General features: G+C 68.2%; 1 protein-coding gene. It reads left to right on the forward strand.

Translation table 11 applies throughout. The annotated features are described in order from the left end of the window. On the forward strand, positions 1 to 308 hold a 308-nt coding region (locus tag PUR61_RS28820; RefSeq protein WP_329882408.1), incomplete at both ends, for a transposase family protein.

Raw genomic sequence — 308 nt, forward strand, 5'->3', positions numbered from 1 at the left:
GCGTGCGCCTGAGGACCCTCACGGACGTGTTCGCATACGCGCAGGCCGAAGGCGTCGAGCTGCGGCTGGACGCCACCGAGATCCAGGTCCGACGCCCGGTGGCCGGCCGCGGCGGAAGGCGGGCGATCGACTCGGGCAAGAAGAAGCAGAACACCACCAAGGCCACCGAGATCGCCGACCACCACGGCCGCACCGTGTGGACTGATGCCCTGCGACCAGGGCGAATGCACGATGAGACCGCCTCCCGCAACGAAGGCAGCGCCGACTGCTTCCGGCAATACCCCGATGTGGAGGTCCTTCTCGAAGAC

Origin of the sequence: Streptomyces sp. BE20 (assembly GCF_036322525.1) — a bacterium.
Taxonomy (GTDB): domain Bacteria; phylum Actinomycetota; class Actinomycetes; order Streptomycetales; family Streptomycetaceae; genus Kitasatospora.